The organism is Vibrio tarriae (assembly GCF_002216685.1).
In the GTDB taxonomy this organism is placed as follows: Bacteria; Pseudomonadota; Gammaproteobacteria; order Enterobacterales; family Vibrionaceae; genus Vibrio; species Vibrio tarriae.
The window spans coordinates 1,370,602-1,394,701 of the sequence record NZ_CP022353.1 but is presented as its reverse complement, the minus strand read 5'-3'; the positions used below and the strand labels follow the sequence as shown (position 1 = coordinate 1,394,701).

At 46.2% G+C, this 24,100-nt stretch carries 19 protein-coding genes; 9 read left to right on the top strand and 10 right to left on the bottom strand.

Features of this window, described 5'->3' with window-relative positions; all coding sequences use genetic code 11:
• Nucleotides 1–144 precede the first annotated feature (144 nt).
• Genes hppD through maiA form a run of 4 tightly spaced genes read left to right on the top strand, consistent with a single transcriptional unit; the run spans nucleotide 145 to nucleotide 4,017 of the window.
• On the top strand, nucleotides 145–1,218 hold the full coding sequence (gene hppD, locus CEQ48_RS12020; protein ID WP_089071408.1) for a 4-hydroxyphenylpyruvate dioxygenase: 1,074 nt from the start codon (nucleotides 145–147) through the stop codon (nucleotides 1,216–1,218).
• Nucleotides 1,211–2,347 (top strand): homogentisate 1,2-dioxygenase, encoded by a 1,137-nt coding sequence (locus CEQ48_RS12015; protein ID WP_089071407.1) that lies wholly within the window; start codon nucleotides 1,211–1,213, stop codon nucleotides 2,345–2,347. The genes hppD and CEQ48_RS12015 overlap by 8 nt, the downstream gene beginning before the upstream one ends.
• Before the next feature lie 6 nt (nucleotides 2,348–2,353).
• Nucleotides 2,354–3,373: a fumarylacetoacetate hydrolase family protein gene (locus tag CEQ48_RS12010; protein ID WP_089071406.1), complete on the top strand. Its 1,020-nt coding sequence runs from the start codon at nucleotides 2,354–2,356 to the stop codon at nucleotides 3,371–3,373.
• A complete protein-coding gene (gene maiA / locus CEQ48_RS12005) occupies nucleotides 3,373–4,017 on the top strand; it encodes a maleylacetoacetate isomerase (protein WP_181712785.1) in 645 nt (214 codons plus the stop codon). Before CEQ48_RS12010 ends, maiA begins: the two co-directional genes overlap by 1 nt.
• Here maiA and CEQ48_RS12000 read toward each other — a convergent pair.
• Nucleotides 3,999–5,138: a response regulator gene (locus tag CEQ48_RS12000; RefSeq protein ID WP_089071404.1), complete on the bottom strand. Its 1,140-nt coding sequence runs from the start codon at nucleotides 5,136–5,138 to the stop codon at nucleotides 3,999–4,001. The two genes, maiA and CEQ48_RS12000, sit on opposite strands and share 19 nt — an antisense overlap.
• Before the next feature lie 120 nt (nucleotides 5,139–5,258).
• On the opposite strand from CEQ48_RS12000, the gene CEQ48_RS11995 reads away from it, so the two are divergent.
• A complete protein-coding gene (locus tag CEQ48_RS11995; RefSeq protein WP_089071403.1) occupies nucleotides 5,259–9,245 on the top strand; it encodes a PAS domain-containing hybrid sensor histidine kinase/response regulator in 3,987 nt (1,328 codons plus the stop codon).
• A 93-nt stretch (nucleotides 9,246–9,338) separates the two neighbouring features.
• Here the strand turns inward: CEQ48_RS11995 and CEQ48_RS11990 are convergent, their stop codons facing one another.
• The gene (locus CEQ48_RS11990) at nucleotides 9,339–9,812 is read right to left on the bottom strand and encodes a peroxiredoxin (protein ID WP_089071402.1); all 474 of its coding nucleotides are present in this window, start codon (nucleotides 9,810–9,812) and stop codon (nucleotides 9,339–9,341) included.
• A 599-nt stretch (nucleotides 9,813–10,411) separates the two neighbouring features.
• On the opposite strand from CEQ48_RS11990, the gene CEQ48_RS11980 reads away from it, so the two are divergent.
• The gene (locus tag CEQ48_RS11980; protein WP_089071401.1) at nucleotides 10,412–13,342 is read left to right on the top strand and encodes a diguanylate cyclase; all 2,931 of its coding nucleotides are present in this window, start codon (nucleotides 10,412–10,414) and stop codon (nucleotides 13,340–13,342) included.
• Between the two features lie 42 nt (nucleotides 13,343–13,384).
• Here the strand turns inward: CEQ48_RS11980 and CEQ48_RS11975 are convergent, their stop codons facing one another.
• A complete protein-coding gene (locus CEQ48_RS11975) occupies nucleotides 13,385–14,578 on the bottom strand; it encodes a class I SAM-dependent methyltransferase (protein ID WP_089071400.1) in 1,194 nt (397 codons plus the stop codon).
• Nucleotides 14,579–14,802: 224 nt separating this feature from the next.
• On the opposite strand from CEQ48_RS11975, the gene yccX reads away from it, so the two are divergent.
• Nucleotides 14,803–15,078: an acylphosphatase gene (gene yccX / locus CEQ48_RS11970; protein ID WP_089071399.1), complete on the top strand. Its 276-nt coding sequence runs from the start codon at nucleotides 14,803–14,805 to the stop codon at nucleotides 15,076–15,078.
• A 65-nt stretch (nucleotides 15,079–15,143) separates the two neighbouring features.
• On the opposite strand, the gene CEQ48_RS11965 is transcribed toward yccX, so the two are convergent.
• The 6 genes from CEQ48_RS11965 to CEQ48_RS11940 form a co-directional block, all read right to left on the bottom strand.
• Nucleotides 15,144–15,473, bottom strand: coding sequence for a TusE/DsrC/DsvC family sulfur relay protein (locus CEQ48_RS11965; RefSeq protein ID WP_000895407.1), 330 nt, complete (start codon nucleotides 15,471–15,473; stop codon nucleotides 15,144–15,146).
• A gap of 113 nt (nucleotides 15,474–15,586) precedes the next feature.
• On the bottom strand, nucleotides 15,587–16,258 hold the full coding sequence (locus CEQ48_RS11960; RefSeq protein ID WP_089071398.1) for a Bax inhibitor-1/YccA family protein: 672 nt from the start codon (nucleotides 16,256–16,258) through the stop codon (nucleotides 15,587–15,589).
• Between the two features lie 244 nt (nucleotides 16,259–16,502).
• Complete coding sequence (locus tag CEQ48_RS11955) at nucleotides 16,503–17,258, bottom strand: amino acid ABC transporter ATP-binding protein (RefSeq protein ID WP_089071397.1); 756 nt, start codon at nucleotides 17,256–17,258, stop codon at nucleotides 16,503–16,505.
• 22 nt (nucleotides 17,259–17,280) lie between these two features.
• Entirely contained in the window at nucleotides 17,281–18,378 is a 1,098-nt protein-coding gene (locus CEQ48_RS11950; RefSeq protein ID WP_000190762.1) for an amino acid ABC transporter permease, read from the bottom strand.
• 2 nt (nucleotides 18,379–18,380) lie between these two features.
• Nucleotides 18,381–19,586 (bottom strand): amino acid ABC transporter permease, encoded by a 1,206-nt coding sequence (locus tag CEQ48_RS11945; protein ID WP_089071396.1) that lies wholly within the window; start codon nucleotides 19,584–19,586, stop codon nucleotides 18,381–18,383.
• A 125-nt stretch (nucleotides 19,587–19,711) separates the two neighbouring features.
• On the bottom strand, nucleotides 19,712–20,740 hold the full coding sequence (locus tag CEQ48_RS11940; protein ID WP_001284567.1) for an amino acid ABC transporter substrate-binding protein: 1,029 nt from the start codon (nucleotides 20,738–20,740) through the stop codon (nucleotides 19,712–19,714).
• 455 nt (nucleotides 20,741–21,195) lie between these two features.
• Between CEQ48_RS11940 and CEQ48_RS11935 the strand changes: the two genes are divergently transcribed.
• Nucleotides 21,196–22,134: a precorrin-2 dehydrogenase/sirohydrochlorin ferrochelatase family protein gene (locus CEQ48_RS11935; RefSeq protein WP_032474670.1), complete on the top strand. Its 939-nt coding sequence runs from the start codon at nucleotides 21,196–21,198 to the stop codon at nucleotides 22,132–22,134.
• A gap of 126 nt (nucleotides 22,135–22,260) precedes the next feature.
• Here the strand turns inward: CEQ48_RS11935 and CEQ48_RS11930 are convergent, their stop codons facing one another.
• Entirely contained in the window at nucleotides 22,261–23,082 is an 822-nt protein-coding gene (locus CEQ48_RS11930) for a Cof-type HAD-IIB family hydrolase (protein ID WP_089071395.1), read from the bottom strand.
• A 362-nt stretch (nucleotides 23,083–23,444) separates the two neighbouring features.
• On the opposite strand from CEQ48_RS11930, the gene queE reads away from it, so the two are divergent.
• Complete coding sequence (gene queE / locus CEQ48_RS11925; RefSeq protein ID WP_000464250.1) at nucleotides 23,445–24,095, top strand: 7-carboxy-7-deazaguanine synthase QueE; 651 nt, start codon at nucleotides 23,445–23,447, stop codon at nucleotides 24,093–24,095.
• The last annotated feature ends 5 nt before the right edge of the window (nucleotides 24,096–24,100 follow it).

Below are 24,100 nucleotides of genomic sequence, written 5' to 3'. Positions count from 1 at the left end.
GTGTTGCTCTTGGATGTTCTAAATGTAATAAAATTGTTACCGTTTGGTGGGTGTGCGTGAGCTAAACCATTTGCAAGACTGGGATTTTCTTTATAGAACAATTCAGCCATGGTTAGTTCAACGTAACACACCAAGGAAACGATGATGATGGAAAGCGTAAATCCACTCGGTACAGATGGCTTTGAATTTGTCGAATATACTGCCACTGATGAGCAGGGCATTGCCAGCCTCAAACAGCTCTTCACCTCTCTGGGCTTTGCCGAAGTTGCTAAACACCGTTCTAAGGAAGCTTGGCTGTATCGTCAAGGTGACATCAACTTTATTGTCAACGCGCAACCACGTAGCCAAGCTGAAGCGTTTGCTAAGCAGCATGGCCCTTCGGTGTGCGGGATGGCGTTTCGCGTGCAAGACGCGGCAATTGCTCTCAAGCATGCGCAGGCCAATGGTGCCGTCGAGTACAAAACCGAAATTGGGCCTATGGAGTTAAGCATTCCGGCGGTGATCGGGATTGGTGATAGCCTGCTCTATTTTGTGGATCGTTATGGCGATCGCAGCATCTATGATGTCGATTTTCATTTTTACCCTGACAGCAAAGAGCGCCTAGCCAAAGCGCAAGTGGGTTTGTATGAAATTGACCACCTCACCCACAACGTGAAACGCGGCAATATGAACCTGTGGGCCGGGTTTTATGAGCGGATTGGTAACTTCCGTGAAATTCGCTACTTTGATATCGAGGGCAAACTGACGGGTTTGGTGAGCCGAGCCATGACCGCGCCCTGTGGCAAAATCCGCATTCCGATCAACGAGTCCTCTGACGATAAATCGCAAATCGAAGAGTTTATTCGTGAGTACAAAGGCGAAGGTATCCAGCATATCGCGCTCAGTACCGAGGATATTTACCACACTGTGAAAACCTTGCGTGAACGTGGCATGGACTTTATGCCCACGCCGGACACCTATTACGACAAGGTGAATCAGCGAGTGGCTGGACATCAAGAAGATGTGCAAGCCCTGCGTGACTTACGTATTTTGATTGATGGTGCACCGATGAAAGATGGCATTTTGCTGCAAATTTTCACTCAAACTGTGATTGGGCCTGTGTTCTTTGAAATCATTCAGCGCAAAGGTAATCAAGGATTTGGTGAAGGTAACTTCAAAGCGCTGTTTGAATCGATTGAAGAAGATCAGATCCGCCGTGGAGTATTGACTGATGCATAAATGGATCACTTTTCCGCATCGTGAAGGCACTTGTTCAAGGCAGGCGCATGCGGATTTCCCTGAGCAGGCGATTTACGAACGTGAAGCGGGGCGCAGTGGCTTTTTTGGCCCCGCGGCGCATTTTCATCATCAACATGCACCGACAGGTTGGAGCGAGTGGGAAGGCGAATTGCGTCCACGCGCCTTCAACTTCAATCATGTGCAAGGGATCCATGCTTTGTCCCCTTGGCAAGTGCCCCTGTTACTGCACAACCATGAAGTGAAAGTGCGGGTGTGGAAGCTGGAACAAGCTATGCCAGCGTTGGCGCGCAATGCCGATGGTGATGAGTTGCTGTTTATCCATCAAGGTAAAGCGGATCTCTATTGTGACTATGGCCATATGGTCGTCAGTGATGGCGACTATGTGCTGATCCCGCGCTCGACCAACTGGCGTCTAGAGCCGATTGAGCCCTTGTTTATCTTGATGATTGAAAACACCGATGCCGCTTATGCGTTACCGGAAAAAGGTTTAGTCGGCAATCACGCGGTGTTTGATCCTGCGGTGTTGGACGTGCCTTCGATCAACGATCAATTCCGCGCACAATACTCTGAGCAGCAGACGCAAGTGCAGGTGAAACGTCATGGACAGCTAAGCACCATCACCTTCCCGTTTAATCCTTTGGATGCGGTGGGTTGGCATGGTGATCTCTCTGTCGTGCGCCTCAACTGGCGTGATATTCGCCCGCTGATGTCGCATCGCTACCATCTTCCGCCTTCGGCACATACCACCTTTGTCGGTCAAGGTTTTGTGGTGTGTACTTTTGTTCCTCGCCCGATTGAAAGTGATCCAGGCGCACTCAAAGTGCCGTTTTATCACAACAATGATGATTATGATGAAGTGCTGTTTTACCACGCTGGCGATTTTTTCAGCCGCGATAATATTGAAGCGGGCATGGTGACCTTCCACCCAGCCGGGTTTACTCACGGGCCGCATCCGAAAGCGTTTCAAGCAGGCTTGGAATATCGCAAAAAATTCACTGATGAAGTGGCGGTCATGATTGATACCCGCCATGCGCTACAGTTTAGTGAAGCGGCGCAGCAGGTGGAAAATCGCCAGTATGTGTACAGTTGGCAGAGCAAAAAGGAGTAGGGCGATATGAAGTTAGCGACCCTGAATAATGGCGCGCGAGATGGTCAGTTGGTGGTCGTCAGCCGTGACTTAACCCTGTGCGTTGCAGTACCTGAGATTGCCAGTACTTTACAGCAGGCGTTGGATAATTGGGACGCGGTGGTGGACTCGCTGCAAGATGTCTATTGCGCACTGAATGAGCGCACGATTACTGCGCGCTTATTTGATGCTGAACAGTGTCTATCGCCATTGCCTCGAGCCTATCACTGGGCGGATGGTTCGGCTTACGTTAACCATGTTGAGTTGGTGCGCAAAGCGCGTGGCGCAGAAATGCCCGCCAGTTTCTGGACCGATCCTCTGATGTATCAAGGTGGCTCAGATACGTTTTTAGCCCCGCGGGATCTGATCCTGATGGCGGATGAAGCGTGGGGGATCGATTTTGAAGCAGAAGTGGCGGTGGTAACTGCCGATGTGGCGATGGGAAGCTCAGTGCAAGAAGCGGCGCAGGCCATTCGGCTACTGATGCTGGTCAATGATGTATCACTGCGTGGTCTGATACCCAACGAGCTCGCTAAAGGGTTTGGTTTCTATCAATCTAAACCTTCTTCGGCCTTTTCACCTGTCGCGGTGACTCCGGATGAGCTTGGTGAAGCGTGGGATGGCGCGCGTCTTGCTCTCCCATTACGCACCACCTATAACCACGAGCTATTTGGCTGTCCCAATGCTGGCGTGGATATGACGTTTTCATTCCCAGAGTTAATCGCCCATGCAGCGAAAACACGAGCACTGTGTGCGGGCTCCATCATAGGTTCGGGCACCGTTTCCAATAAACAGGGAACCGATTATGGCAGCGCGATCCGTGAAGGTGGCGTAGGGTATTCATGCATTGCTGAGCTGCGGATGATAGAAACGCTGCGTGATGGTGAGCCCAAAACAGCCTTCATGCGCTTTGGTGATACGGTGCGAATTGAGATGCTCAATGCAGAGCAACAGAGTATTTTTGGTGCGATTGAGCAACGAGTGGTGCAGTACAACAAGGAAGTATGATGAGTTTAGTTCTCTATGGTTATTGGCGTTCGTCTGCCGCGTATCGGGTACGTATTGCCCTCAATATTAAACAGTTGGCTTATGAGTCACGCACCGTGCATTTGAATAAAAACGGGGGGCAGCAGCATCATGCTGATTTTCATCGCCTCAATCCTAGTGAGTTGATCCCAGTGCTCATCGATGGTGAGCTCTGCTTGAATCAGTCGCTGGCGATTATTGAGTATTTGGATGAAACTTATCCCGAACCCCGTTTGATTCCAGAGCGAGGTGCCGAGCGTTATCAAGTGAAAGCGTTAGCGTTAGACATCGCAGCGGATATCCATCCGATCAATAATTTGCGGATTTTGCAGTATCTTACCGCCAAGCTTGGGGTGGCCGATGAAGAAAAAAACCGTTGGTATCGTCACTGGATTGATAAAGGCTTTCAAGGCTTGGAAGAGAAATTGCGCTACACGGCAGGTGAATATTGTGTAGGCAATCGTTTGTCTCTAGTCGATGTCTGTTTAGTGCCTCAAGTCTATAATGCTGAGCGGTTTGATCTCGATATGAGTCGTTATCCCACCTTACAACATATCGCTGCAAGGTTACACGCTTTGCCTGCGTTTGCGCAGGCCGCTCCAGAAAATCAACCGGACGCTTGCTGAGCGAGTTGAGTGGGTAAATAAGCGGATTCTTCATCGGCAAACTGCTGTGCAATGTCGATGAAGTTCTGCTCTTCCTGTAAAAAAGCATCAATCACCATAGGATCAAAATGCGAACCTCGGCCTTGTAAAATGATCGCTTTGGCCTCTTCATGACTCATTGGTGCTTTATACACACGTCGGCAAATCAAAGCGTCATACACATCGGCGAGTGCCATTAAACGGGCGCTAAGTGGAATGGCTTCACCTCTCAAACCCATTGGATAACCAGAACCATCCCATTTCTCGTGATGACCAATCACGATCTCTTTGGCGGCATTGATGAGCGCTGTGCAGGCACCAGAAAGCTTCTCCGCTTTTTCCAGAGCAAGCTTACCCAACAAGGCGTGATTACGCATGATGGTGAACTCATCTTGGGTCAATTTCCCCGGTTTGAGCAGAATATTGTCGGGGATACCAACTTTACCTATGTCATGTAAGGGTGCCGCTTTAAAGTAAGTATCAATCACGGTCGGGCTCAATACATCACGGTATTTTTCCGTGGTGGCGAGGCGCTGTGCCAACACTTTCACGTAATGTTGAGTGCGCAGTAGGTGGTTACCTGTCTCCGGGTCGCGTGTTTCTGCAAGGCTTGCTAATGCAAACACCACCGCATCTTGCATGCGATCCAACTCTCCGGATCGGCGCAATACTTCATTTTCCAGATAATCGTTCTGATTCAATAGAATGTCTTTGGAGCGCTTATTTTGTAAGTGAGTGTGAACGCGCGATTTAAGCAGTGGAATACTGACTGGTTTAAAAACGTAATCGACTGCGCCGAGCTCAAAGCCTAATTGCTCATCTTCGGGACTACTTTTACCTGTAAGAAAAATCACCGGAATATGCTCGGTATGCGGGTTATGTTTGATTTGATTAATTACCTCATAGCCCGACATTTCTGGCATAACGATATCGAGCAGAACCAGATCAACCGGATATTGTGCCAAGATCTCAAGCGCTAATTTCCCTGAGCGCGCCGCCTTGATTCGATAGTACTGTGCTAGCCCTTGCGACATAAAGGCGATATTGTCTGGCGAATCATCGACGATCAGTATCGTACATTGGCTAAGGTCTTCCATTGACATGTGAAACATCCTATTCATCACAAAGTTTAGGTATTTATGATTAAACTGACACCGGTTGATTAAACTATAGCTAAACTTCGGGAATAAGCTGCATAAATACAATGTGTAGAAGGAGAGAACATGCGCTCGATAAAAGCGATGTTTGTACTACTGTTTTGCTTGATGGCGATATTGGCTATTGCCATGTTTAAAGTGACTCGGCAAGTCGCAGATCTCAGACTAGAGAGTCATCAGTATAGTGAACAGCTTTTTCACTTCTATCGCCTGTCTCAAGAATTAAAACAAAGCTCAGACCATTTGACTAAGTTTGCCCGAGCGTATGCTAGCACAGGCAATGAGCGCTGGTTGCGTATGTTTAACCAGGTTTTGGATGTACGCAGTGGCAAATTGCCAGCGCCAACCAACAATGATTACGAGTTTTGGGATGTGGTTGTTCTTAACGATTCGAGTGAGCTGACTCCAAATGCCAATCAGCGCTATCCCTCTTTAATTGAGCGCATTCGTCAATCTGGCATTGGGTCAGTAGAGTTTCTCGAATTACAAAATGCCTTGTCGTTATCGGATCAGCTAGTGGCATTGGAGCGTGAAGCCTTCATGGCAGTGAAGGGATGGAAAAAAGAGTTTGCGGGGGAATACCGCTACACCGGAGAATCTGATCTTAACTTTGCGCGTTCTTTGCTCTATAGCGAAAAATATTTTTTGGAGAAAGCCAAAATCATGGCGGCCATCGGTTCTGCGCACTCCAATATCGTAGGGCGTATTGAATCTCAAGTGAGAGCGGCCGATGAAAAAGCACAATATTATGAGCAAGTTAACTCAGTATTGGTCAGTTTGTCTCTGTTGGTGATCATTGTGTCTTTTGCGCTTCTTTGGGTTGTTTACGTTGCTCCGTTAAGCATTTTATTGAAAACGGTGGTTAAGCAAGTACGCAGTGAAGATTATGAGTTTACCTTGACTCAAAAAGCGTATGGAGAATTGCAACGCTTTATCGACAGTTTAAATGTGGTATTTCACCATATTGCCGAACAGTTAAGCTTTAATACCTTGGTGAAAGATTTCAACATCATCATTCGCAATCACCCGACCACGGAAGCTTTGTGCAACCAAGTTACACAGTTTTTGTTGCACCATTTTCCGGTTGAACTGATTGGCCTCTACATCTATCAAAATGGGTTACTGACCCGGATTGCAGGAGTAGGGCAGGCCGAATCCGCACAACGTGACTACAGTGATCCAACGACGACACATTTTAGTGTGCTGCGTTCGGGTAAGCCTTATGCGATGAAGTCACTCAATGGCAACTTCCAAGTGGTTTCTACCTCAGGGGTTATCACACTGAATGAGGTGTATTACCTGCCTCTGCAAGTCAACAATCAACCTATTGCGCTACTTGAGTTGGGTACTGTCGGCATGTTGACAATACAGCAATATCACTGGCTGTCGCAGATGCTCGATGATCTTTCTGTCGCGATTCAACTTAGCCAAAATGCGGAGCAGCAACGGCTAGCGGAGAGAAAAGTGCTGGAGCAATCGCAGCTCAATCAAGAGATCCTCGATGCAACTCCCAATCCGATGTACTGCTTGAGTGCGGATGGTAAATTCCTCACAGTGAATGCTAAGTTCTTAGATTTAATGGGTTTGCATAATAGCGAAGTGATTAATAAACAGCCGCAAGATATTTTCCCATCTGCAGTGGCTGATCGCTTTGCCACGGCGCACCAAGTGTTGACTCAGCAACAAAGTAGCCAAAATTACGAAGTTTCTCTGGTCGATTACACCGGTGTTCAGCGTGAGATGCTGGTATATGAAGCGTCCTTTAGCGATCGAGCAGACAAGATCAATGGCATCGTCGGTATTTTGCTGGATATGACCGAGCGCAAAGAGATGGAATACGAGCTCCGCAAGGCCAAAGAGGCGGCTGATGCGATGAGTCAGGCCAAAGGCGACTTTTTAGCAAACATGAGCCATGAGATCCGTACCCCTATGAATGCGATTTTGGGCATGGCCCATTTGGCATTGAACACCCAACTCGATACCACTCAACGTAAATACGTGACTCGGATTAATGAATCCGCCAAAAACTTACTCGGCATCATCAATGATATTCTGGATTTTTCCAAAATGGAGGCCGGCAAACTCAATGTGGAACGGATCGATTTCAATCTTGATGATGTGCTGGATAATGTGACGGCCGTCGTTTCGTTGAAAGCACAAGAAAAGGGCATTGAGTTTTTGATGGATATTGATCCACACATCCCATTAGGACTGATTGGCGATCCGCTACGACTCGGCCAAGTGATGGTGAACCTGTGTGGCAATGCGGTGAAATTTACCTCTCAAGGCGAAATTGTATTGTCTGCCCGAGTTAGCCAATTGGATGAACAGCAAGTGACGCTGCGTTTTGCGGTCAAAGATACGGGAATTGGTATCGCCCAAGACAAGCTCGACGATTTGTTCGATGCTTTCTCACAAGCAGATAGCAGCATTACTCGTCAATATGGTGGTACTGGCCTTGGTTTGAGCATTAGTAAGCAACTGGTCGAGCTGATGGGAGGACAGATTGCCGTTCATAGCGAAGAGGGCAAAGGTTCAACCTTTGAGTTCTCGGTAGTGTGTGGTCTGCAAGACGCCAAAATGCGCGATATTTCCCAACCTGTGCATGGCCTAGCGGATAAACGAGTGTTAGTGGTGGATGATAATGATTCTGCTCGTCATATCCTTGACTCTTTACTGACCGCAATGCGTTTTAATGTCGTTACTGTGAGTAATGGGTTTGAGGCGCTGTCAGAAATTCAGCAAAAACCGTTTGATATGTTGTTTGTTGACTGGAACATGCCAGGAATGAATGGCATCGAGTTACTGACTCGGGTGAAAACCCTCGGCCTTCGTGGCCACATGAAAAGCTTTTTAGTCACCGCTTATGGCCGTGAAATTAACCTTGAAGGTGAGAACAGCAAGCTGGTTGACGCTTTAATTGTCAAACCGGTTAATCCGTCGAATCTGCTGGATGCGATTGTGACCAGCTATGGTATTGAGCATGTGCGCCACAAGACGAACGAAGCGCTGCAAAACAGTCGCCCCAATTTTGTCGGGCAGAGTCTGTTGCTAGTGGAAGATAATGAGGTTAACCAAGAAGTTGCGCTTGGGCTACTGCAAGACACTGGTCTTAACGTTGTGGTCGCCAATCATGGTCAAGAAGCGCTAGATAGGCTAGAGCAGGCCGATTTTGATCTGGTGTTAATGGATATGCAGATGCCGGTCATGGATGGGATCACTGCGACTGAGCATATTCGAGCCAATCCGCGTTGGCAGAACTTACCTATCGTTGCCATGACCGCCAATGCAATGGCGATAGATATTGAACGTTGCTTGCAAGCGGGCATGAATGATCATCTCTCCAAACCGATTGAAGTGGATAAGTTTTATCAGGTACTTAGGCAATTTCTTAAAGCGGGTGATGTACAGAACTCTTCATCGTACTCCCTAGACAAACCAAGCGTATCGAAAGTCGCGAGTAGCACATTGTTTGATCTACCTCAGCTGACCGGTGTGGATCTGGAACAAGCCATCTTTCGGATCGGGGGCAATCAACAACGCTTTTTTGAAATTCTGCGCCACTTTATTGATAGTCAAACAATTGATTTACAAAGTTTAGCTGGATTAATCGAAGCGCAAGACTGGAGCTCTGCGACTCGAGTGGCTCACACTCTGAAAGGTTCTGCTGCGAATTTAGGATTGGATACCTTAGCTCAGTTAGCAGCAGAGATGGAACAGTGTTTAGAGCAACAAGTGTGCCCATCCGTTGAACAGATTCAACAGGCTCAAAGCGTACTTGCTCAAGTCGATGATGAGCTCTCAGCATGGGAAAATCAGCATAAGGGGCCGCAGCTAGCGGCAAACGTAGATTGGGGATTGTGGTATCAACAATTGCAACAGGCGATCAATGATTATGATGTCACCGCATTGAATCTGAGCAAGTCGATTCGACAAGTCACTCAGTGGAATTCAACGCAGCAAGCTGCGCTGATCTCAGCAATTGAGAATTTTGATTTTGAGCACGCAAAGCAGTTATTAGAAAGTTATCCGCGTTTAAATCATCGCTTTTAGAGCATGCATGTTTGAAAGGGTGAGTGGATCAATAAACAACATCAACCCCGGCACTTAGCCAAAAGGCAAGGTATCGGGGTTTCTTGACTAGAATTACAAACTGGCTAGCACAGTTTCCGCTTTGCTCAGTTCGAAGGTTTTTGGTGGTTCAACATTGAGTAGAGTGACTACGTTGTTTTCAATCACCATGGCGTAGCGTTGAGAGCGCACACCACCAAAGTTACCTGTGTCCATTTCGAGACCTAAGGCTTTAGTAAAGCTCGCATCGCCATCAGCCAGCATGAAAATTTCGCTCGCATTTTGCGCTTCGCCCCACGCTTTCATCACGAAAGCATCGTTAACCGAAACGCAAGCGATCATGTCTATGCCTTTCTCTTTAAATTTGTCTGCCAGTACTACATAACCAGGTAAATGCGCTTCTGAGCAGGTCGGAGTATAGGCACCCGGCACGGCAAACAGTACGACTTTTTTGTTAGCAAACAAAGTGTTCACAGAGTGAGTCAGCGTACCCTCACTGGTTCTTTGGCTCAGTTGAACATTTGGCAAGGTTTGTCCGATTTGAATCATTATTTTTTCCTTATTGAAGAGATATGCCTGTGCGATTCCGAGCTATAGCTCAGAATAGATCTAGTGGTAGTGTAGACCTTTATTAACCAAACAAATACGGAGTGTTTTTAAGGGTATATTCTAATACGCAGATAATCGACAAACGGTTTCAATATAGAATGCTTACGTTCACTCTTTCGGCTGAAATTTTGGCAAAATTCAGCAGAAAAGTTTATTTTTTATAATGAATTGTGTGCGACAAAAATGAGAGAAACATGGTGATTAGTGTGATCAGAAATTAGATAATCCATCACTTCAATTGACGACGAAAGAAAAAGTAATGAAACCTTGGCGGACAATAAAAAGGAAGAGTATAGCCAAGCATCTTGAACGGATATCGTTGTCGTCTTGCAATGTCAGTAAAACCTGAGTCACTTGTTATGACAAGTGAGTAAAGGAAAGCTAGGCTTCAAAATCAAAAAACGCTTATCATCCTCGGTGATTTGGTGTTTTGTATTACGCCCAAATGATCAGCGAATAATAAAATTATCCAGCTTAATGCTAGAAAACATTGAGACCCAGAATGGGGCGGTTTTCCAGTGTAAAGGACCATTAGAATAATGACAGGAATTAGGCTTTTAGCTTGCTGCGGGGGGCGGATTTGTTCAGTGATTTTACTGATCATCAGTTCATCTGTTTATGCCGTAGTCGAACATATTTCAGACTATTTTGTGGAGACTTGGACCTCCACTGATGGCTTACCTCACAACAGTATTAATAGTATTGCCCAGACACGAGACGGTTATTTGTGGTTTGCCACTTGGGAAGGTGTGGTGCGATATAACGGCATCAATTTTCAGGTGTTTGATCGTAGTCCGCAAACAGGAATGGCAGATTCAGGTACTCGCACCTTACTACCAATGTATAACAATGGGTTGTTGGTGGCAGGTGCTCGAGGAAGTATCACTCAAAGGCAGAGTTATGGCTGGCAATCTTTTCCCTCTGCGCCTAGCCTAGTCAATAGTGCATTGATTGATGATGCGCAAAACTTATGGCTAGCGGTTGAAGGTCTTGGTGTAATGGTTCGGCCATATTTGGGCGATAATCGTTATGGCGAAGATCGATGGCTACTGACCGATGTCAGCGCTTATCGCTTAGTCAAAAATCAACAAGGTGTAGTATTTGCGGCCACCGACAAAGGGTTGTATCGCTTTAATAATTGGCAATCGTCAGTTATGGAACTTCCTATAGGGCGCTATGAGCGAATTAACTATATTTCCATCAGTTTGAATCAAGAGCTTGTCGTGGCAACCGATCATGGAGTTTGGATCAATACTGAAGAAAGCTTTCAATCTCTGTTTTCACCGTTAGAAAAAGACATGGTGACTCTGGTTGAGCAAGATCGCGCGGGAAACTGGTGGATTGGTACTGTCAATCGCGGTATTGCTCGCCTGAAAAATCAGCAACTGCAATTCTTAGAGCCGAGCCGTGGTTTACCCGATAGCCGAGTTCTCTCTTGGTATCAAGATATCGAAGGCAGTGTATGGGTGGGTACCAACGCTGGCATCATGCGGTTGCGTGATGCGCCCTTCATCAACATCAACAGTGATAAAGGATTAGTGGGTGATTATGTCCGTACCTTGTTGCCATTAGATGAGCGACGAGTCATGGTCGGTACTAGCCGTGGATTAAGTATTATTGAAGACGGATTGGCGCATAGCGCGCTGACTCCAGATGTTACTATTCATCCATCCATATTAAGCCTGGCGAAAGCGGATCAGCAAAACGAGAGTGTTTGGATAGGTTCTGTACAAAAGGGATTACTCCTTTGGCAGAATGGCCAGTTGCGCTCTGTTCTGGATGAAAATAACGGTTTACCCAGTAATGAAGTTAGAGCCATAGTCACCGACGCAAAAGATAACCTGTGGATTGGTACGCAAAATGGCATCGTTAAGCGAACGCCTAAAGGTATGCTAACGACTTACAATAAGAAGAATTCACCACTCCCAGACGACTACATTATGGCACTTGCCATGGATGCGAAAGGCCAGCTCTGGATTGGTACAGCGGTTGGCGTTGCCTATTTTGATACTGAAGGCAAGATCCGGCCGATTGATTTAACAGCACTGGAGCAAGCACAGTATGTGTTTGGTTTCTATATGGAGCCAGACTATGTTTGGATGGCAACTGATCGAGGCATTGTTCGTTATCGATTGAGTGATGGCAGTCTATCTTTAGTGGGTCGAGCAGCAGGCTTACCGATTGATAAGTTCTTTCAAATGCTACGTGATAGTGAGGGACATGTTTGGCTGTCGAGTAACCGCGGGGTGTGGAAGCTCAACTATGATCAGATGTTAGCAGTCGCTGATGGTATGAACACGCAGCTTGAATTTGAGCATTTTGATGAAGGTGACGGAATGGCAACCAGTCAGGCAAATGGAGGTACCAACCCTGCGTCTGCAAGTTTGCCGAATGGTGAGCTTCTTTTTGCGACCGCAAAAGGCGTTTCAAGTATAAAGGTGCAACGTCTTCGGCAACTGAGTGAATTGCGTTTACCTGTGGTTTTGGAATCTGTCAGTTTTGACAGCGAAAGCATTAATCCTGATCAGCAACACCTTGCCGCGGCGGGCACAAACCGGGTGAGCTTTGGATATGTGGGGCTAGGTTTTGTGATGTCAGAGCGATTGCAATATCGAACAAAACTCGAAGGGTTTGATCGGGGCTGGTCATATCGAGGTCATAACACCCAAGCGGAATACACCAATTTAGCACCAGGTAAATATCGATTTTTTGTGAGTGCCCGTTATCCGTATGGTGAGTGGAATGATGCCACTTTTAGTTACGTGTTTACTATTGAACCTCATTTGTGGCAGCGCAAAGAAGTAATTTTTATGGCTGGCATGTTGCTGTTAGCGTTGGCGGCCTCACTTGTCATGTGGCGTATTCGAATGCTAAAACGGCGCGAACTTTACCTTGTGGAGCAGGTTGCTCTACAAACCCAAAAGTTGCGTCTGCAAGCGGAAAAGTTTGAAAGGTTATCAAAAGAAGATGCTTTAACTGGGCTTGCCAATCGCCGCGCGTTTGACATGTATCTCAAACAAGCCTTTTTACGTCTTCAATATCCAGAACATCAAGTCAGTATTGCGCTGCTGGATATTGATCACTTCAAGCAGATTAATGACCGTTATTCGCACATTATCGGCGACCAAGCCATTGTAGCGGTATCACAAGAGTTACTTGGGTATGTTGGCGACAAAACCCGAGTGGCGAGATGGGGCGGTGAAGAGTTCACCATCTTATACCTAGGGGATCCTAAGCAAGCTTGGGGCTATTTTGAAAAGCTGCGTTGTAAGATTGAGCAGGTTGATCTGTCTGCAGTAGCACCGGGATTAAATGTGACAGTGAGTATTGGGTTTGCCGATGCGCAGCAGGCGGAGAGTTATGAAACCGTTTTGAAGCTGGCGGATCATGCATTATTGACGGCGAAGAAACTCGGGCGTAACCGCGTGGTGAAAAGTGAAGAGTGGCAAGTAAAAAGCGGCCTCCATTGAGACCGCTTTTCTATGCTTGCTAACGTTCGCTCACGCCATCGCTTATAAAACCTTACAAGCAAAGCCTTTGAGATAAAAACCTTCAGGATAAGCGGTATCTGTTGGGTGATCGGCCGCTTGTTCAAAACGCTCAACAAACTTTACATCGCGTCCAGCATCGAGAGCCGCATCGGCAATGATTTTCTGAAATAGCACTTGATCCATTAACCCGGAACAAGAGTAGGTGAGCAGGGTGCCACCAGGGTTTAAGATTTGCATTGCCAGCATGTTGATGTCTTTATAGCCGCGGCATGCACCATCCAGTTGGGCTTTGGATTCGGCAAATTTAGGTGGATCCATGACAACAACATCAAAACGTGTACCTTGGTCGCGGTATTCACGCAGCAGTTTAAACACATCGGCATTCAAGAACACCGCCCGCTTTTTACTGATATCGAAACCGTTCAATTCGGCATTGAATTTGGCTGTATCTAAAGCTGGCTGAGAGACATCCGTGTTGATAACACGCTTAGCTCCGCCTTTCAGCGCATATAAACCAAAACCACCCGTATAAGAGAAGCAGTTCAGCACTTCTTTATCTTTAACGTATTTCATGGATTGGAAGCGACTATCGCGTTGATCCAGATAGAAACCCGTTTTATGTCCACCGACAATATCGACGCTGATCTTAACGCCATTTTCTTCAATCACGACCGATTTAGGTGGTAATTCACCGTGCAGTACACCTACGCGCTCTTCCAGCCCTTCTTTTTTACGCACCGCAACATCGGAACGCTCATAGATGTTGCACTCAGGGAAGCAATGTAATAATGCCTCGACCAGAGTTTGTTTTTGATACTCGGCACCGGCACTCAGTAGTTGGCAGACCAAATAGTCTTGATATTTGTCGATAGTAATACCAGGTAAGCCGTCTGATTCTGCGGCAATTAAACGGTAACCGGTTAAGCCATCACGTTCGATAATATCGTTGCGCAACAATTGTGCTTGTTCGATGCGTTTAATGAAGAAATTGCGATCAATTGGCTCTTGTTCAAAGCTCCAGACGCGAGCGGTAATTTGTGAATGCGGTGAGTAGGCCGCTTTGGCTAACCATTTGCCTTCAAAGGAGTAAACATCGACAGTTTCTCCCAGTTCAGGGGCCCCTTCGACTTTGCTGATCCCACGAGAAAAAATCCACGGATGTTTACGACGCAAAGATTTGTCTCGACCTTTGACCAAATAAATTGCAGGAGTCATTACGCTACTCAGATGGAAATAGAAATGGGCGGCTATTGTCGTGGAACTGATGAAGAAAAGCAAAAGAAAAGCCCCTTCCTTGCGGTGTGAGGGTTGGGATAACGTGGATATCGGCTATGCTTGAACCAGTTTCATTAAAGTCGTATCGATGAATATGGCTTTCTTATGCCACAGGAAAGAAAGCATTCTGTGGTCTGAACATCGGCATGAATCAGGATGAAAAGATGGAAAAACAATGCAGTAAGTTTATCGTATCAGGCCATGTGCAAGGTGTGGGATTTCGCTATCACACGTCTCATCAAGGTCTGAAGTTGGGTTTAACGGGTTACGCGAAAAATCTCAATAACGGAGATGTAGAAGTTGTGGCTTGTGGTTCACCTGACAGATTAGATGAATTATATCTATGGTTGCAGGAAGGACCTAAAACCGCCAGCGTTCGACAAGTGCGCCGCTTAAGCAGTGATACAGGTCATGACTATCAAGGGTTTGAAATTTTGTAGCATTAAGTAGGAAGAGTGTAAGAGCGAAGCCGAATACGATGACTTCGCTATGGAGTTTTTAAATCTTATAAGCACTTCGCCGGTTTTGGTAAGCCAGCCAGTTTTGTCGCTTGTTTGGCGGGGCCTTTCGGAAAGAGTTTAAACAGGTACTTACTGTTGCCTTTTTCTGGGCCGTGCTCTTTTTCCATCGCTTTGACCAACATACGAATGGCAGGGGAAGTTTTAAACTCCTCATAGAAACGACGGACAAAATGAACCACTTCTAAATGGGCATCCGTCAGTTCAATCCCTTCTTGCTCTGCTAAAAGAGCGATCATCCCTTCTTCCCATTGTGTAAAGTCAAGAAGATAACCTTGAGCGTCGGTGTCGATAGTTTTGCCTTGATATTCAAGCATGGTGAGTTTCTGTGGTTGTCAATTTGCGCATAGGGTAGCGAAGCTCAAAGTGTGGCTCAAGCATAAAAAAGCCCGATGAGTTCATCGGGCTTAACATGAAACGATCTAAGCGATTAATCGTTGTTGTTCATGATACCCAGAATGCTCAACAAGCTAGTGAACAGGTTCAGGATATTCAAGTACATAGAAATCGTTGCAGAGATATAGTTGGTTTCTTCACCACGCACAATACGGCTGGTATCAAATAGAATGAAACCCGAAAACACCAGTGCAGAAACACTGCTGATAGCCAGATGAGCCACCGTTGAGCCAACAAAGATGTTAATCAATGCAGCAACAATCACAATGATCAAGCCAGCGAATAGGAAATTACGCATGAAAGAGAAATCTTTCTTGCTGGTAATTGTATAAGCTGAGAGACCTAAAAACACCATACCAGTCAGGCCTAGTGCTTGCGCAATGACGATCGGGCCATTTGGCATCGCCGCATAGAAATTAAGCATTGGACCAAGAGCACCACCCATCAGTCCAGTAAAGGCAAAAGTCCATACTACGCCTGACGATGAGTTAATCGCTTTTGGCATCACGAAAAACAGAATGCCAATGGCAGCCAACTGCATCACTAAAGCAACGATAGGCGAAATGCCGATAGCCATAGTCGCCATTGCGGCAATCGCACTGGTGACAAGGGTCATAGAAAGCAGGAAGTAGGTATTCTTCAAAACCTTGTTGGTTTCAAGAGTACGTTCCAAGCTGGAAGTTCTGGTAAACATTGGCGTATTCATACTTTTCCTCTATTAAAAGTACTGATTGCTACAGGGACAGTTATGAGGCTCAATGCCATAAATTTCAAGCCCCTTGTGCTGTCTAACTCAATAATAATCAAAATCGGTGGTTAAGGTTATGTGCAGTTGTAACACGATGTTTCATCTCATTCACCGATTGCATTCATTTTATTTGCATGATTTTAAAAGAATTCAGAAGCGATTAACGCTTCTGAATCAATGACGATGAAGTGAGTACCGCGGATTAGTGATGCAGGATCTGTGCAAGGAAGTTCTGTGTACGATCCGATTGCGGGTTTTCAAAGAATTCTTTAGGGTTATTTTCCTCAATGATTTCTCCTGCATCCATGAAAATAACTCGGTCTGCCACTTCTTTCGCAAAGCCCATTTCGTGGGTCACACATAGCATGGTCATACCTTCTTCTGCAAGTTCAACCATGACATCCAGCACTTCACGCACCATTTCGGGGTCGAGTGCTGATGTGGGCTCATCAAACAGCATAATTTGCGGGTTCATACAGAGTGATCGAGCAATGGCAACCCGTTGCTGTTGACCACCGGAGAGCTGACCTGGATATTTATCCGCTTGCTCTGGAATACGCACCCGAGTGAGATATTTCATGGCAATTTCTTCCGCCTTATCTTTGGGCATTTTCTTGACCCAAATCGGCGCGAGCGTGCAATTTTCCAAAACTGTCAGATGAGGGAAAAGATTGAAATGTTGAAAACACATGCCGACTTCACGGCGTACTAGTTCGATATCTTTCAAATCTTCGGTTAGCTCATTCCCCGCTACCATGATTTGCCCTTTTTGGTGCTCTTCAAGACGGTTAATACAGCGGATCATGGTCGATTTTCCTGAGCCGGATGGCCCGCAAATCACGATACGTTCGCCTTTTTTGACATTCAGATTGATGTTTTTCAGCACGTGAAATTCACCATACCATTTATTCATGTCTTTAATTTGAATCATAAAATCTTGGTTGAGTTGTTGCGTCATAATACGTTCCTTGCAAAGTGACTTATCGTTTGTGACCGGTATGGAGCTTGCCTTCGAGCCAAATCGAGTATCTCGACATGCCAAAGCAGAAGATCCAGAACACTAACGCGACAAAAACATAACTTTCTGTAGCAAAACCGAGCCAATTAGGGTCGGTATTGGCGGATTGTCCGATGCCGAGCACATCAAACATGCCGATAATCAACACCAGACTGGTGTCTTTAAATAAACCAATAAAGGTATTTACAATCGATGGAATGGTGATTTTCAGCGCTTGCGGCAGAATAATCAGCCCCATTTTTTTCCAGTAACTTAGACCTAGCGCATCGGCCGCCTCATACTGACCTTTGGGAATCGCTTGCAAACCACCACGGATCACTTCCGCCATGTACGCGGCACTGAACATCACCACGCCAATCAAGGCACGCAGTAGTTTATCTATCTCACTGCCTTGAGATAAAAAGAGTGGCAGCATTACCGAAGCCATGAAAAGTACGGTAATTAAAGGCACCCCACGCCATACCTCAATGTAGACGGTACATAAGCTGCGAATAATGGGCATGTCGGAGCGACGTCCTAAAGCCAGTGCAACGCCAATTGGTAGTGAAGCGATGATGCCGACTAAAGCGATGATCAAAGTGACTAACAATCCACCCCATTTATGGGTTTCGACCACTTCCAGCCCGAAGACACCACCATAAAGAAGTAGGGCAGCGAAGAAGGGATAGAGGTTAACGAAAACCAGCCAAATCCAACCTCGCTTTGGTGTCTTTTCATAAGCCAGTAGTGCGACAAAAAGAGCCAGAGTGAAGAAGAATAGCCTTGGTCTCCATAGTTCTGCAGCGGGGTAGAAGCCGTACATGAACTGCTCCCAGCGGACACTGATGAATACCCAGCAAGCGCCCTCAAGGGTGCAGTCGTTACGCGTGGTTCCGCTCCAGTTGGCGTTAAAAATCGCCCAATCGAGGATGTTTAAGAGGCCTTGAATAGCTAAGTAACCTAACACCAAGGTTGCGATTGAGTTAAACACGCCATTAAATAAATTTTTCCGTAACCAACCGACGACCCCTGTTGTGTTGGATGGCGGCGGTAGGCTAGGTTGAAATTGATGTGTTGCCATAATTATCTCTCCACCAGTGCCACTTTACGGTTATACAGGTTCATTAAGGCTGAAGTTAATAAACTCAGCGTGAGATAGACCAACATGGTCATCGAAATGATCTCAATCGCTTGTCCTGTTTGGTTGAGGGTTGTGCCCGCAAATACAGAAACCAAGTCTGGGTAGCCAATAGCCATGGCCAGTGAGGAGTTTTTGGTTAGATTCAGATATTGGCTAGTCAGCGGTGGAATGATGATCCTGAGTGCTTGAGGAATAATGACCAGTTTTAAGGTTTTCGTACGAGTTAAACCGAGAGACATTGCTGCTTCCGTTTGCCCGTGGCTGACCGCATTAATCCCTGAGCGCACAATCTCTGCGATGAAAGATGCGGTATAGATGGTCAAGGCGACCAGTAATGCCGCCAGTTCAGGCAGTACCGAGATCCCGCCTTGGAAGTTAAATCCGCGTAGTACGGGATATTCCGTACTGATTGGCTGACCGAGTAGAAAATAAACCAAAACTGGGAAAGCAACACACAGTAAGAGTATGTATCGTCCCATCGGGGTTTGTTGTCCCGTTAAACGTTGGCGATTTCTGGCCCAAATGCTCAATACCCAACAAGCGGTAACACCAGCAATGAGAGCGATAAACACCCACATGCTGTTGGCTTCAAAAATCGGTTTAACCAAGTAAAGACCTTTAACATTTAAATAGACCCACTCACCTAAATGCATACTCTGCTTCGCCGAAGGTAAGGCTTGTAAGACAACGAAGTACCAGAAGAAGATTTGTAGCAGCAAGGGAATGTTACGAAAGGTCTCAATGTATACAGCGGCAAGACGACTAATCAACCAGTTGCTTGATAAACGTGCAATACCTAATACGAATCCCAGTAGTGTGGCGAGAATAATACCCAATAAAGAAACCAGAGCTGTATTGAGTAAGCCGACTATGAAGGTTCGACCGTAACTGTAAGTCTCATCATACTCTATCAGTGATTGGCTGATACCGAAGCCAGCCGGTTGATCTAAGAACGCGAATCCGGTGGCGATACCCCTAGACTCGAGGTTGGTTAGCGTATTGTTTACTATGGTGTAGAGAAAAAATGCTAGTACACAAACGGCGAGAAGTTGGAACACAACCGAACGGAAGGTTGGGTTATAAAGCAAATTGGTATGCTTGGAATGCGCGTCAGAATTCTCTGGCGTCGCTTTATTTGTGGGTTTCATACAACAATAACCTCTTATCCATTTTTGTGCTCGGAGCTAAGCCAAGCGCAGATTCCTTTTACTTAAAGCCGCAGTACGCACGTCTCGTACTGCAGCTTTAAGGTGGTCGGGATTATAGTTATCAATTAACGGATAGGTGGTGCGTACATAAAGCCGCCCGCATTCCAGAGTGCATTCACACCTCGGTCAATTTTTAGTGGTGAGCCAGAGCCGACCGTGCGATCGAAGCTTTCGCCGTAGTTACCCACTTGCTTAACAATTTGGTAACTCCAGTCATCACGAATGCCAAGACCCGTTCCTTTCGGACCATCAAGACCAAGGATACGTTTTACTTCTGGGTTGTCTGACTTCATCATCTCATCGACGTTTTTCGATGTGATACCGTACTCTTCAGCATTGACCATGGCGTACAGTACCCATTTAGCGACGTTGAACCACTTATCATCATCCTGACGAACCACAGGGCCTAGAGGCTCTTTAGAGATGATTTCAGGTAGAACGACCGCAGAGTCTGGTTTTTCTAAATTGAGGCGCAGTGCATACAGACCCGATTGGTCAGTCGTCAGAACATCACAACGACCGGCATCAAAGCCTTTTGAAGTTTGAGCTGCAGTATCAAATACCACAGGTTTGTAAGTCATACCGCTATTGCGGAAGTAGTCTGCCAAGTTGAGTTCTGTTGTGGTGCCCGATTGAACACAGACTGACGCGCCATTCAGTTCTTTGGCGCTTTTCACACCCAAATCTTTTTTCACCATGAAACCTTGGCCGTCGTAGTAGTTCACGCCGACAAAGTTAAGACCCAAGGCGCTATCACGTTGCAGAGTCCATGTTGTGTTACGAGACAGAACATCAATTTCACCGGATTGCAGCGCAGTGAAACGCTCTTTCGCGGTGAGTGGTACAAATTTAACTTTGGTTTTATCCCCAAGAACAGCTGCTGCCATTGCTTGACAATATTCAACGTCGATCCCTTCCCATTCCCCTTTTGCATTTGGGTTAGAAAAACCCGGTAAGCCTGTACTGACGCCACAAGTAATAAAACCTTGAGATAACACTTTGTCTAGAGTGCTTTCTGCGGCTGATGCCGAGAGGCTCAGCATTGCAGACGAGGCTGCGACGACAGAAGCAAGAACAGTGAGTTTATTCGCCATTTGTATCCTTCCTGTTTGATCCGTTTTTGACCAGGTGACACCTGATACAAGAGTTCAGCTATGTTGTGTTTCTTCAGTTATAGGTTGATGCCTATGTGGTTGCACATTGACAAATCAACCAGTTGTAAGCGTAGGTAAGGATGTCAGATTTCTCAAACAACGAGTGAAAAGAGTTGCTTAATTCCCCCATTCCTTAACTGCGCCAAGAATGGCGAAGTGTTAAATAAATGTAAATAGTGCAACTGAGTGACAGAGTGGTGCAACAGGATGGCGTGGCGGTGAGTGAACCAAGTTCTAATTAATAGTTCTATTAATTTGTTAAGGATTAGTCGGATTCACTGATTTATGGGTGAAATTTGCACAGATTTTATTTCATTCTGGTTATTAGATGCTTTTCTTGCCCCATTTTTGGTAGCATGAGTGCCAGTTAAGGATGGACAACCATAAGATGTACTATGCGCTATTTTCCTCTGTTTTTGGATTTGACCAATAAACCCGTTTTGGTCGTCGGGGGCGGCGAAGTGGCCTGCCGAAAGATTGATGCGCTATTGAGAGCGGACGCTAAAGTCACTGTGATTTCGCCGCAAGTTGCCCCCGCTTTACAGGCTTGGATTGAACAGGGGAAATGTCACTGGATTCAGCATTTTTATTCATCACACTGGTTAGATAAGCGTTATGTTCAAGTATGGGCAACCACAGATAATCCAGAATTGAATCATCAGGTGTACAAGGATGCGAAAGAGCAGGGCATATTAGTCAATGTGGTGGATGATCAGCCATACTGCGATTTCATTACCCCCTCAATGATTGAAAGAGGCCGCATTCAGCTCGCCATTTCCAGCGGCGGCGCATCTCCAGTGTTGATTCGTAATATTCGTGAAACCTTGGAAGCTGTTTTAGCGCAAAATCTTGCACTTTTGGCGGATTTCGGTGCATCAAAGCGTAATTCGATCAAAGATTTCTTACCGAGTGTTGATCTACGTCGTCAGTTTTGGGAGCGATTTTTTGCCCATCCGGAAGTCAAAAATGCTCAAGATAGAGAGTCATTAGAACGCATATATATTCATCTGCTTACTCAATCTACGGACAAGGTTTCTGCAACGACGTGGATCGAGTTTGGAGCGGATGTTGAGTTGTTGTCACTGAAAGCGCTGCGTTATATGCAACAAGCTGAGTTGGTGCTGCATACCCAAGATTGTCCATTTGCGTTTGTGGATTTGTGTCGTCGAGATGCACAGCGGCAGAGCTTCAACTCGTCGGTTGAATTGAGCACTTTACTCTTACAAGCTCAGCAAGAAACACAAAACGTGTGTGTGTTGATCCCTTCCGGAAGTAGTGAATACGCCTTGCTACAAGGCAAAGCCACAGTACTCAAAATGGCTCAGCAAGGTTAAGAGACAAGGAAAAAGAGAGCAATGGGTAAGGCATAATACGCCTTACCCATTAAAGCTTACCCATTAAAGCTTACCCATTAAAGCTTACCCATCAAAGCTTACCCATCAAAGCTTACCTATCAAAGCTTAAGCTTCGCTGAAACAGCCTAGCGCAAAGCGTTCTATCGCCACGGCCACGCCATCTTGATCGTTGCTTAGCGTAATGTGATCCGCAATGTGTTTGGTCTCTTCCATGGCATTCGCCATCGCGATACCGAGGCCTGCGTATTGCAGCATGTGGTGATCGTTTTCCGCATCTCCCATACAAATCACTTCACTGGCTTGAATGCCTAAATGCTCTGCAATCGCTTGTACGCCGATGCCTTTATTACTGCCCGTGTTAAGGAATTCTAAAAAGAAGGGTGCACTTTGTACCACAGTAAATTCTTCACGCCATTGCGCTGGTAATTGAGCGATGGCTTGAGTGAGTTTTTCTGGCTCTCCGACGATCATAGCCTTAATGATCGGGTGGTCATCTGCCAATTGTGCAAAATCCATTTCGGTAATATTGAGGCCATTTATGCTGGCTTCCACTTCGGTATATTGGCTGGTTTTAGGGGTGATCAAACCGTGAAATTGGCTAAAGGCATGGGTATTGAGCCCAAACTCTTGCGCGAGTGTTGCCACACGCTTAGCCGCTTTGCCATCAATGATTTGCTGATGAATAATCTCCCCAGTACCGACATTCGCGACCATAGAGCCGTTGTAATAGAGTACATAGTCATTTTCCGTGGTCAGATGTAACTCTTCCAATTTACTGCGCATGCCATCAAGAGGGCGGCCAGAAGCCAAAACCACTTGAATGCCTTGCTGACGAGCTTGAGCAATAGCCTGCTTGGTGCGAGGAGAGATCTGTTTTTGGCTATTGAGCAGTGTGCCATCCATATCGAGCGCAATCAGTTTGTACATCGGGTACCTACATAAAGTGGAAAAAGAGAACGAGCTCGATTATATACAGATCGTGCTTAAACTGTGAGCCACAGTAATAAAAAATGAAAATTAGAGCAATTTTACGCTTTCCATTCGCAGCAATTTGTCGCTCTAAGTCGTCTGGTCATACCCCAATGACTTGGAGTTGTAGGTAGGCGGTATATGACGAACCTAGATGCTCTATGCAATTAGGGTGAACAAAGGTCGCCAATATCGCTGAAGCTTGAACTTAGAAGGGGATAGACGCATTTAATTTGACCTCGATCGCTATCTCCATTATGGTCTGCCACCTGCAACTGTTTATCCATGTTAGGTCGTTCATCTTGTACCGAATTAATGAAATGTTTGAGACTATCCAAGGCGAAGGCGTGTTTACTGGGGTGCCCGCAGTCTTTGTGCGCTTGCAAGGCTGCCCAGTCGGTTGTGCTTGGTGTGATACTAAGCAGACTTGGGAAACATTAGACTCAGACCAAACCTCATTCTCACAAATTTTGCTCAAAACCAGTGACGCGCCAACTTGGTGTCAGGCCACTGCGCAAGAGGTGGTTCAACGCTATCAAGCTCAAGGTTATCAGGCAAAACATATCGTCATTACGGGCGGTGAGCCCTGCATTTACGATTTGACTGAGTTAACTCAAGCGTTTGAGGCAATGGGTTGCCGATGTCAAATTGAAACCAGTGGTACTTACGAAGTCTGTGCGACCGAGAACACCTGGGTGACAGTGTCACCCAAAGTCGCGATGAAAGGGAAGTTACCGATTCTGGATTCAGCCTTGCAACGTGCCAACGAAATTAAACATCCCGTGGCGACTGAGAAAGATATCGACAATCTTGATGAGTTGCTTGCACGAGCTCAGGTCAGTGCTCAAACCGCAATCGCTTTGCAGCCGATTAGCCAAAAGCCGCGTGCGACAGAGTTGTGCATCCGCACCTGTATTGCTCGCAATTGGCGTTTATCTATCCAAACCCATAAATATCTCAACATTGCTTAAAGGGA

Bases quoted from the DNA above. Each gene is read 5' to 3' on its own strand.
- hppD (WP_089071408.1), top strand. From the start codon at position 145: ATGATGGAAAGCGTAAATCCACTCGGTACAGATGGCTTTGAATTTGTC.
- CEQ48_RS12015 (WP_089071407.1), top strand. From the start codon at position 1,211: ATGCATAAATGGATCACTTTTCCGCATCGTGAAGGCACTTGTTCAAGG.
- CEQ48_RS12010 (WP_089071406.1), top strand. From the start codon at position 2,354: ATGAAGTTAGCGACCCTGAATAATGGCGCGCGAGATGGTCAGTTGGTG.
- maiA (WP_181712785.1), top strand. From the start codon at position 3,373: ATGAGTTTAGTTCTCTATGGTTATTGGCGTTCGTCTGCCGCGTATCGG.
- CEQ48_RS12000 (WP_089071404.1), bottom strand. From the start codon at position 5,138: ATGTCAATGGAAGACCTTAGCCAATGTACGATACTGATCGTCGATGAT.
- CEQ48_RS11995 (WP_089071403.1), top strand. From the start codon at position 5,259: ATGCGCTCGATAAAAGCGATGTTTGTACTACTGTTTTGCTTGATGGCG.
- CEQ48_RS11990 (WP_089071402.1), bottom strand. From the start codon at position 9,812: ATGATTCAAATCGGACAAACCTTGCCAAATGTTCAACTGAGCCAAAGA.
- CEQ48_RS11980 (WP_089071401.1), top strand. From the start codon at position 10,412: ATGACAGGAATTAGGCTTTTAGCTTGCTGCGGGGGGCGGATTTGTTCA.
- CEQ48_RS11975 (WP_089071400.1), bottom strand. From the start codon at position 14,578: ATGACTCCTGCAATTTATTTGGTCAAAGGTCGAGACAAATCTTTGCGT.
- yccX (WP_089071399.1), top strand. From the start codon at position 14,803: ATGGAAAAACAATGCAGTAAGTTTATCGTATCAGGCCATGTGCAAGGT.
- CEQ48_RS11965 (WP_000895407.1), bottom strand. From the start codon at position 15,473: ATGCTTGAATATCAAGGCAAAACTATCGACACCGACGCTCAAGGTTAT.
- CEQ48_RS11960 (WP_089071398.1), bottom strand. From the start codon at position 16,258: ATGAATACGCCAATGTTTACCAGAACTTCCAGCTTGGAACGTACTCTT.
- CEQ48_RS11955 (WP_089071397.1), bottom strand. From the start codon at position 17,258: ATGACGCAACAACTCAACCAAGATTTTATGATTCAAATTAAAGACATG.
- CEQ48_RS11950 (WP_000190762.1), bottom strand. From the start codon at position 18,378: ATGGCAACACATCAATTTCAACCTAGCCTACCGCCGCCATCCAACACA.
- CEQ48_RS11945 (WP_089071396.1), bottom strand. From the start codon at position 19,586: ATGAAACCCACAAATAAAGCGACGCCAGAGAATTCTGACGCGCATTCC.
- CEQ48_RS11940 (WP_001284567.1), bottom strand. From the start codon at position 20,740: ATGGCGAATAAACTCACTGTTCTTGCTTCTGTCGTCGCAGCCTCGTCT.
- CEQ48_RS11935 (WP_032474670.1), top strand. From the start codon at position 21,196: ATGCGCTATTTTCCTCTGTTTTTGGATTTGACCAATAAACCCGTTTTG.
- CEQ48_RS11930 (WP_089071395.1), bottom strand. From the start codon at position 23,082: ATGTACAAACTGATTGCGCTCGATATGGATGGCACACTGCTCAATAGC.
- queE (WP_000464250.1), top strand. From the start codon at position 23,445: ATGTTTGAGACTATCCAAGGCGAAGGCGTGTTTACTGGGGTGCCCGCA.